At 61.6% G+C, this 9,961-nt stretch carries 4 protein-coding genes; 2 read left to right on the top strand and 2 right to left on the bottom strand.

The genetic code is table 11. From position 1 onward, the window contains the following. On the top strand, positions 1–2,933 hold a 2,933-nt coding region (locus KAY22_RS10235; protein WP_296622947.1), incomplete at its 5' end, for an AAA domain-containing protein. Next, complete coding sequence (locus KAY22_RS10230; protein WP_006022640.1) at positions 2,930–4,669, top strand: phospholipase D-like domain-containing protein; 1,740 nt, start codon at positions 2,930–2,932, stop codon at positions 4,667–4,669. The genes KAY22_RS10235 and KAY22_RS10230, both read left to right, overlap by 4 nt. A gap of 311 nt (positions 4,670–4,980) precedes the next feature. Here KAY22_RS10230 and KAY22_RS10225 read toward each other — a convergent pair whose 3' ends face one another. Then, on the bottom strand, positions 4,981–8,295 hold the full coding sequence (locus tag KAY22_RS10225) for a UvrD-helicase domain-containing protein (protein WP_006022641.1): 3,315 nt from the start codon (positions 8,293–8,295) through the stop codon (positions 4,981–4,983). Next, positions 8,292–9,961 (bottom strand): PD-(D/E)XK nuclease family protein (locus KAY22_RS10220; RefSeq protein WP_296622932.1); only part of this gene is annotated, 1,670 nt, incomplete at its 5' end. The genes KAY22_RS10220 and KAY22_RS10225, both read right to left, overlap by 4 nt.

Genomic DNA, 9,961 nt, shown 5'->3' with positions numbered 1-9,961 from the left:
GCTACGAAGCGTGCGTACACATTGCCGACGGCGATGTGGGCGGCGCGGGACATCTGCTGCGGCCCTCCGGCACCGTCTCGTTTCGCCGGGACTGGAGTGATCTTGGGCAGGCAGCGTCGCGGATCCTCGGCCTGACCGAGGACGGCGGCGGTCCTTCCCTGCTGTCGATCGAGCGACGCATGCTTAATCGTCTTGCCGATCCGCCACGCTACCAGCTTTTCGACGGAAGTATCGTGCTAAACGAGATCGCCGAGGTCGTGGCCGATCTTGACCGGTCGGGGTCAAGCGGCGAAGGCGAGCTAATTCTCTACCCTTCCACCCAGGTTACCCAAAGCGACCTTGCATCGCTTACATCGGGCACCATCCCGGCTGACGATAGGGATGCGGTCCTCCGTTTTGTCGAAGAGGATCTCAGCGGACCAACGGTACGCACTGTTGTCGTAGATGAGGCCTTCGTGCGTATCGTCACCGACCTTGCCGCGTATGGCGTGAAAGTCATCGATGACTATGTCGGCATGATCGAGAACGCCAACAAGAGGCGGCCTGACGACTACATCTATGATGCCGTCGAGGTTCGCCACCGGATTCATCTTGCGCGAACTCGGAGAAGCGCCGAAGAGCGAGTACGCAGGCTTGGCCCTGGCGCCAAACCGTGGATTGACGCGAGTGTCACAACAGGAGTGAGCCGATCAGTCGAAGAGATTCCCACTTGGTACGCCCTCATTCTTCTCGAAGCCTTTACCTGGCTGCGGGAGCAATTCCGAATCTATCCCGTCGAAGTGCTTCACCCGCCGTCCGGCGGGGATTCAGATTTGGCCTGGATCGCCTCCCGCGAAGATCCCGACCGGGACATGCGACGCAAGCTGATGGGACTGCGCCCGGCATACGACGCCTTGGCGCGCGAATTGAAGTACGACGACGGCAAACCAAATTGGACTCTTTCACGCAGCGACGCGCTCGCCGGCGATCGGGAGCGATTTCCGGAACTCAGTTATGAGGGAACGGGCGGTGTCGTCGACGGCCGCCTACCGTTCACGTTCGCGACAAGCGAAGCTGTTGTACCGGGGCAGCTTCTTTTTCTTCGTCCTCGAAGAGATGGTGGATTTGAACGCGCAATTCGCCGCCGCCTTCAAAATATTGTGGCGGCCCGGACGAATATTGAACTCTTGAGAGCGATTGACGATCCGGCGCAGGTCGCGCTGGACGAAGTATTACGTGATATTGCGACCCCGAATGCGGTGCCGCCGGACGAGATGGACGGTTCGAAAAAGGTGGCATGGGACGCAATCGTATCAGGCAAGTCCATCAATGTCGTTGTTGGCCCTCCTGGCGTCGGCAAGACGTTCCTAATTTCGAATCTTGTCAAAAGCATTCTGGACAAAACACCGGACGCAAGGCTTCTAGTGTCGGCGCAAAACCACGAGACCTTGATTCAAATGGAGGACGAACTCAAGGCGACACTGGCGAGCGGCACGAAGATCGTCGTTCGTGTCGAGCGGACACGATCGACCGATGAAGTCAGCTCCTTGCGTGCGAGCTCCGTTGATCTTCTTAGGTCCGTTTCGACGGTCGACCACGCCGCTGAAAGCATGATGGTCAACCAACGCTATCAAATCAAGCAGGCGCTCCGGCCCGTTGATGCGTCGGAAGCGACGGTTGCGGAACGCGTATTTCGCGATACCGACAATCTGCTGCTGCGCTCTTCCGATGTCACGCTTGCCACGACATCGTCGCACATCATCGAGGAGATGATTGCCGATGGCGATCAATTCGACTGGGTCATCGTCGAAGAAGCGGCCCGCGCCAACGGTGCGGAACTGATCGGCGCGCTATTGCTGGGCAACAGAAGAATCATGGTTGGCGATCACAACCAACTCTCTCCATTCGATGCCGCCCAGCGGCAACAATTCTACGATCCCGAGCGCGCAGTTGATCTGCTGCGGGACGCGAAGGAGCGGCTTGAAACCATCTCCGATCTACCGCCGGAAGTTACTGAGGCGCTTGATACAGTTAAGTCGAGCGAACATCTGATGAGGGAGGCTCTCGCAACAGCGGCGCGTCTTGAAGAACCGTTTCGATCAATAGCTGAGCGCGAAATTGAGCGCGAAAAGGACACGGGGCGTCCGAGCACGATCGTCAACACGCTGCTGGAACAGAGCCGCATGCACCCCGCCATCGGCGATCTCGTCTCGAATACTTTTTATGACAGAAAGCTCGCTCCCTCCGACCGCGTCAAGCGTCGCACGCTAACGGTCACGTCCACGGTCGCGTACCTCACCTCTCCAATCGTTCTTCTCGATTTTCCGCCCCTCAGCATGTCAAAACGGCGACATTTCGAACACAAAGTGGAGCGATCATTCCGCAACGAGCTTGAGGCGCAGGCCTTGATAGCGGCCTTGAAAGGGTTGCGGCCGATAGTTGGCGCGGACGGCCGCCGACCGACCCTCGTGATCATCTCGCCCTACGCGGCGCAGGTGAGATGGTTCAAGCGCTTACTGCGCGGCCAAGTCAGGAAAGACAAGACCTTGTTCGGCTTCGCGAGCCCGCGCAGTAATGGTGAGTTCGTCTTTACCAGCGATAGCTTCCAAGGTGGCGAAGCCGATGTCGTGGCCGCCAGCCTTACGCGCAACAATGTCATGGTGGGATCGCGCGCGCTCGGATTCGTCAAAAGCCCACAGCGCATGAATGTGCTGCTCAGCCGCGCCAAGCAAAAGCTGATTCTTGCCACAAGCCAGCGCTTCATTCGCGAAGTGGTCGAAGGAATCGATCCGGATGCAAAAAAGGACGATCTTGAATTCCTACGAAAGATGCTGAAGGAGCTCGCGACCCTCGCCGGGACCGATTACGAGCTCGTCAGGAAGGATGCTCCTAGCATTAAGGTGAAAGGCGCATCCATCGTCGCGATCGACGAGAACGGGAGGCTTCCGGCGTGAAAATCTACCTTCCCGCTTGGCACTATCGCGCGCGCGCCATCGTTCAACGCACATGGGGATGGAGTCCAATCGAAGAAATGATCCTGCTCGCGCTCGATCGCACCCCAGAAACGATCGAAGAGGTGGCAACGTCGCTCGGGATTCCAAGCCAGGTCGCGGGCTCGACCATCGCGCGGTTGATGCAGTTCGGCCTGGTCGAGCTTCGCCTGGCTCCTGTCCCTCAATTGGCGACAAGCGGCGTCGGTCAAGACTTCATCCGGTTGGGTGGCGCCTTGCCGGAGCGAACTGAAGATCGGGAGATTCACATCAGTCTAGTGCTGGAGAAGGTCGGACACTCGGTCTTTCGCAACCGCGACGTCGAGACCGCTCCACTCTATCGGATGACCCATACAGATCACAAGGTCAACTTTCCTCCGGGCCCAGATGAGACCGATGACACAATGGCGGTCCGCGTAACGCAGCTCGTCGCCGGCATGCTCCGTCCCGGCGAATGGCTGCGCGGCGTTCAAACGATCAACTCCGTTCTCGAAAGAAAATATCTCGCGATCGAACTGAACGACGTCAAGAACGGATTGCTCCCTGAGGGGGCCAGCCAGGACTTGATCGGCGCTCTTCAAGCAACAATCAGGACTGGTATTCTGCCGGAAGCTAGCGATCCGCAGCCAAGCCGGTCAGTGACCGTCGATACGATGATTGGCACCGATCAATTGATCGTCGGCGGCGAACAGCATCTCGAATGCTTCGAACGCATCGTGGGTCAGGCCGAGGAAGACGTTTTCGTACTTTCGACTTTTGTGACGCCTCACGGCGAAAAATACACGGAGCAACATGAACGCATTCGAAAAGCTCTTGAACAGGCTGCGCAGCGTGGCGTGCGCTGCCACTTGTTCTACGGTACTGCGCTAGACACCGACAGAAAGAACGCGATCGCGATGCAGGAGCTCAATATGCGGCTCTCGTCGGTCCGTCGCGCGCGTGGCTTTGTGTTCACGCAGCGCGATTCTGTTCGAAGCCATGTGAAATGCCTTGCCGCGGATGACGGCCACGGCGGCGCTGTCGTCGTGCTCGGCTCCTCCAATTGGCTGTCGTCGCCCTTTTCTGCCTTGGAGGTGTCTGTCGAGCTGACAGAGAACCGCGCGGCCGCGGCGGGCCTGGATCTTTTGCGTTCTATCGTGTCACCTCTTTCAAGCGCCAGCCGTTCGATTGAGACGCTCCAATTCATAGCATCGGATTTAAGGCGCTCGCGGAGCGCCTTAACATCTAGCGCCGATGCTGGAGGGAGTATTCCAGTTCGGATGAGCATTCTCCAGGCTGACGATCATGAGCGATTGATTCGGAGGGTTGCTCACGAAGCCGAAGAGCGATTTGTCTGCTGTACCAACAAGGTCGGAGCTCCCATGGTGCCGGCGATCTTTAACCCCGCCGAAATCGCAGGACGCCGACTCGACGACGTCCGTGTTTACTACTCGCGCCAGACCGGGCCGATCAAACGGCGGCACGTCAAGGCCCACCGCGAACGGCTACATGGTGTAGTCGATCTGATCGCCGTGGAGGATCCGCAAGTCCATGCAAAGTTTCTTTTGTGGGACAGAGATCACGTCGTGGTGAGCACGATGAATTGGGGCTCTCAGTCGGGTTCACCGGATAATCCTCTCGACGAGATCGGCCTCCATTTGGAAGGGCCTGGCATAGCCGAGTTCCTCCTAATGAAGTTCGAGAGTCAACTCGACGATTAGTATCTGACACGTATTTTGGGCTGCGTCCAAATTGTCAACGCGCTGCGCGCCAATTGCGCTGAAATTGCTGAGTTCTTTGTTCAAGGTGGAAAGAGAACCTTTCGCCATCTATCATCAGGCGCAGCCAAAACGCCTGATAAATACAAAGCAGACCGAGCTCGCCGATTTTCCTACAGACTACGACGAAGATCGGTATGACCCCCAAAAATCTGCCGTCGTGAAAGCCACGCCGTCATAACGCAACCCGTTTGCAGTGCTTAGCCGGGTGGGCAGCCCCGATCGGGAGCGTCCAAAAGACCGCCTCACGAATTTTACCGTGGCGTTCTAGTCGTGACCCACCGAATGACGCCATCCGTCATGTAAACCACGGCGCCCCGAGGTGCTCCTGTGGCACGAAGATAGTCGCTCAGCTGAGCGGCATGATCGCGCCTATCCTGCTCGCTGGGCGCGACATCGCTCTTCCAATCCAGGACAACGGCAGGCTGACCATCTTGAACAGCGATGGCATCTATCCGCCCAGCCAGCGCAGTCGCCGCGGGTGAAGCCGAGAGCATCGCATAAATTGGCCACTCCGGAGCGAGGCTTGGCCTGAGTGCGGCGATTTCGGGCAGTGCAAGGGTGCGCGCGACGGTCACCGCTATTTCCTCTGGGTCCGGAAGCTTCGCTCCGTTGTCAGCATCAATTATAAGCTGCGTCATCAGCACTCGCGCACGTGCAGCGACGACCGGCATCTCCTCGGCCAGTTCGCCGGTAAGCATCTCCTCCATCAGCTTGTGGAGAATAAGGCCCCGCACGCGGCCGGCGCCGACCGGCAATTCGGTTTCTGGGGCTTCGCCAGGCTCCATCGCGATCGCCTCACCTCTTGGCGCTCGATCAGGATCGTGATCGCTTGGCCGCAGCCACTGGAGCGGCATCGCCGCGGCGGCGATCGCGGCACGCTCTGCCCCGAACAGCTCCGGCGTCTGCGTATTCGGAGGCGCGACGTCGGTCACGCGGGCGACCGGCGTCAAGTGCGACAGGACAAGCTGCGGCAAGTCCCGATGCGCAAGATCAACGATCCGTGCCCAGGACCGCTGCTCAGCCTGAGGCAATTCCGGAACGATCAGAAGTTCGCGGGCGCGCGTGCAGGCGACATACCAGAGGCGCTCCCGCTCGCGGGCCAAGCTATCGTCTTCAGACTCGAGTGCGCGAAGCAGTTCCGGCGGAACCACGTCGCCAATCAGCCAATGCAGTGTTTCGTCGTCGGCGCGGTAGACGAATGCCTCGCGCGAGCGCAGCAAGGTGCCGGTGTTGATCGGAATTACCACCGGCCATTCGAGACCCTTAGCGCTGTGGATCGTGATGATTTCGATCGCATCGCCTTCCGCATCAACTCGTCCCTCATTGTGGGGCACGCCGTCGCGCCATTCCCGGGCGAGATCCCGAACGAACTTCCTGAGGCCTCGCACACCGTAAGGCCGCGCACGTTCCAGGAACGCTTCGAGATTGGCGGCCGCGCGCGCACTACGATCACCCTCGCGCGCGGCGAGGGTTGCACGGACCGCGAGGCGTTCGATCGCTTCGGCCAAGAGCAGCGCAGGCGTGGTCGCCCGCACGCGTTTTCTGAGGTCTTGTAGGATCGCGAGCGTGCGACGTGCCAGAGGATGGGCGACATGATCGACATCGGTCAGCACCGAGAAGCGCTGGGGCGCTTCGGCGCGATCGAGATGCGGCGGAAGACCCACGGTGATGTCGAGTAGCTCCTCCTCAGTAAGCCCGACCAGTGGGCCACGCAGCAGCGCGCCGAAGGCCAATGTGTCGCCAGCGTCGGCGAGTACGCGAGCTAGCGCGAGCAGGTCCTGCACTTCTTGCCGGCGGAACAAACTCTTGCCGGCCTGCGAGGCGATCGGCAGCCCGCGCTGCTCGAGCGCGCGCTCATAACGCCAAAGCTCGGCGCCAGTTGGCGCAAGCAGGGCGATGCCGCCGGCAGTGAGCGGTACGATTGCGCCGTCCTCGTCGCGGATAGGGAGATTGCCGATAAGGCGGGTGCAGAGATCGGCAACGGCTTCGGCCTCCGCGTCGCGGATTTGAGCGGGCCGAGAATCAGGCGGCACATCCACTGTGATTCGCGCCGCGCAGGGCAGATCATGATCGGGGTCGCCGAGCGTCGACGTGAGCGGCACGTAACCGGGCTGGCCTTCTCCCGACAACGGGCGCGCGAAGCAGCGGTTGATGTGCCTAAGGATGTCGGGACGCGAACGAAAATTGGCGGTGACCTGAACGATATTTTCCGGCAATTGCCGCTCAACAGCGGCGCGCGCCTGCGAGTATGAGCCGATATCGGCGCCTCGGAAGCGATAGATTGCCTGCTTCGGGTCACCGACCATGAATAAAGCCCCGGCACGCAGCACGCTGTCCTGCCAGCGTCCGGCGCGATCCTTCCCCGCGATCCCGAAGAGGATCTCTGTCTGAACAGGGTCGGTGTCCTGAAATTCGTCGACGAAGATGTGGCGATAGCGTTCTCCAAGCGCGCGGCGCACGTCGTCATGCTGGCGCACCAGCGCACGCGCCTTCTCGAGCAAGTCGTCGAAGTCCAAGACTGCAGCGGCCCGTTTGAAGGCGGCGTAGTCATCGAGTACTTCGTCGAGCTCGGCCGCAAGCTGGGCGACAAGCGCGGTCGCGAACCGACCAAGAACGGTCCGGTAGCAGCGATTGACCCGCTCAAAGCATGCGGTCGCCTCTTCATTGAGGAGCGCGCCTCGCTCTTTGCCCGCGACACGCTCCCAAGCTGATTTCCGTCTCGGCGTGAGAAGATCGAAACTGTGTCGGCGCATGCACGCGAGCTGTGGCGGATGGGCGAGACGCCAGAGCGTGGCAAAATCCGGTGGAGGGTCGAAACTACCGGCGTAGAAGTTGGCGAGCGTCTCAAGCTCTCCGACCAATTCTAGGGTCTTGGGCTCGACCGGCTGCGACGAAATCCAGCGTCGGAAGTCCGCGACGGCGTCGACCAGGTCGATGTCGGGCCGACCGCCGAGCTCGGCGGGCAGAGCGCGTGCGCCGCGATATCTGAGACGGAAGCGTGCGAGTTCCTGAAGAGTATCGACGATGCGACGCGGATCATCGCGCGAGAGTGTCGCGATGGCATCGCCTGGCCGCTCGGGCGCATTCAATCGCCGTTTCAGCCACTGCTCGAAGACGGAATCGAAGGCCGCCGCCGCCTGAACGGCGTCAAGAATGCGCGCGCCCGGATCAATGTCGGCCTCAACCGCATAGCTGGAGATGATCGTCTGGCAAAATGCGTGAATGGTGGCGGTTGTCAGTTCGTCGAGCTTCGCCGCTGCACCGGAAAGTGCGCGTCGTTGGTCCACGTTTAGTCCGTTGGGCAGAGCAAGCCGCAAAGGTTGAGGCACACGTCCCGCAAGCAGCTCCTCGACATAGCGTTGCACGCGCGTCGCCAGCCCGCTCGCGGCAAGCTCTGTGAAAGTGATCGCGGCGATCGCGCCGGGCTCGGTGCCACGCGCGAGCAGCATGGTCAGGCGTCCGGCCATTAGCGCCGTTTTGCCGGTGCCGGCGGCGGCCTCGACGAGCAACGTGGCGTCGAGATCAGTCAGGATGCGAAGCCGTGCGGGATCGTCGGCGAGTGTCATCGGCAGCCCCACACTCGTGCAAACCCTCCGAAAGCGCGCATGAACGCGCCGTTCTTGAGCTGAAGATAGGCTGCTGGCGACGACGGCAGGGCTATGCGGAAGTCATTGTGCTCTTCCTGAGCGTCGGGGCCAGGCAGGGCATGGCCACCGCGCAGGAGGGTGATGGCCGCCGTGACATGCCCGCCGAGTTCGGCGATCGCCTGGTCGACGTCCGGTAGGCGATAGGGCCTCGGCTCTTTGTTGCCGAGAAAGACGAGGCGCGCGATCACGCGCGGATTGTCGGGGAGCAACTGACTGGCCGCGACCGAATAGATGACGCGCTGAAGCTCCGCACCGCGGCCAAGCACGATCTCCTCCGCTCGGCGCGGTTCTACGCCGGTCTTATAGTCCGACACGCGCACGCCGCGACGGTCGCCGGTGAGATCGAGCCGATCGATATTGCCTCGGATGCGCACCTGGGTACCGGGAATCGTAACAAGGGAATCGGGGCGCCAGGGTAGATCGTGTGCCATCGCACCATCGCCAGCTTGACTGAAAGCAAGCTCCGTCCAGCTTCGCGTACCGGGTTGGAACGTCTCGTCAAGCGTCAGTGCCTTGAGGGCGAGCTGAGCTGCGGCAGCGAGCGTGTGTTTCCAGAGCAACGCGGGCGGCGCCGATCGCTTGAGTGGCCAATGCGTGCGGACCGTCTCCGTCGAGGTCGCGAGCGCAGCTTCGATTTCCTCCCGGGACGCACGCGCATAGCCCGGCACAGGTTCGAGCGCATCAACCGTGCGCTTCAGCAACTCATGGACCAGCTCACCATAAGAGCGTGCGTCCAGCGTGAGGGGCTGATCGTCTTCTGGGACCGCGCGCCAGCCCAGCGCGTAGCGCCAGACGAAGGCGAGCGGATCGCGCAACATCAGCCGCAAGGAGGTGGCGGACTGGACATCACCGATTGCGCGGACGATTTGGGGATGGTCTGCGCGAACCTGGCCATCGTGGGCGGTGACGATCGGGCGCCGCCAGTTGCGCCAGCAGAGATTGGCTGCGGTGAGCGCCGGCGATGTCGCCGCTTCGTCCGGCCGTGCAAGAAGACGATCGGCCTCGCTGAATGCATGCTGCGGAATGCGCGCCCGCTTCAGGATCTGCAAAGATGCGCTCTGCGGGATCAGCGGGCTGGCGGACAACTGCCCACCTTGAGCGTTACGCCGGCTTCGCGAGAGAACGCAGCCGCGCGCCGCCTGACTGGTGATGACGGCAAAGGCGCGTCGATCTTGCTCGGCGACGGGATCAGGGTCAAGCACAGAGCGCGGCAGGATGTGGGCCGGTATCAGTGGGTCCTCGGCCGTGCGGCGCGGCCAAGAGCGCGATGTCATGCCGAGCAGGCGCACCCAGGGACGCGGCGCACCTGCAAGGTGGCTCGCCGGGCACCAGACAGCGCTCGCGCCTGGATCGCGTCCATCGGGCAGCCGCAAGTCCTCTAGTGAGAATTCGAGCCCTTCGGCCGGCGCGCGTCGAAGCGCCTCGGTCCAGAGCGCACGGGCCGCTGTGCCCAATAGCATCGCGCCGGCCTGCGCAGCCGCCTCGGGGCCACTCGCAAGCAGCCGCAGAATGGGCATCACGACCGGTCTTGGATCGCCTGCGTCGGCGCGGCGGCCGGTCGCCTCGTCAAGCGCGCGCTGCCACT

It is taken from the genome of Rhizorhabdus sp., assembly GCF_018006725.1.
Lineage (GTDB): Bacteria > Pseudomonadota > Alphaproteobacteria > Sphingomonadales > Sphingomonadaceae > Rhizorhabdus.
This window is presented reverse-complemented; position numbering and strand designations above follow the sequence as displayed.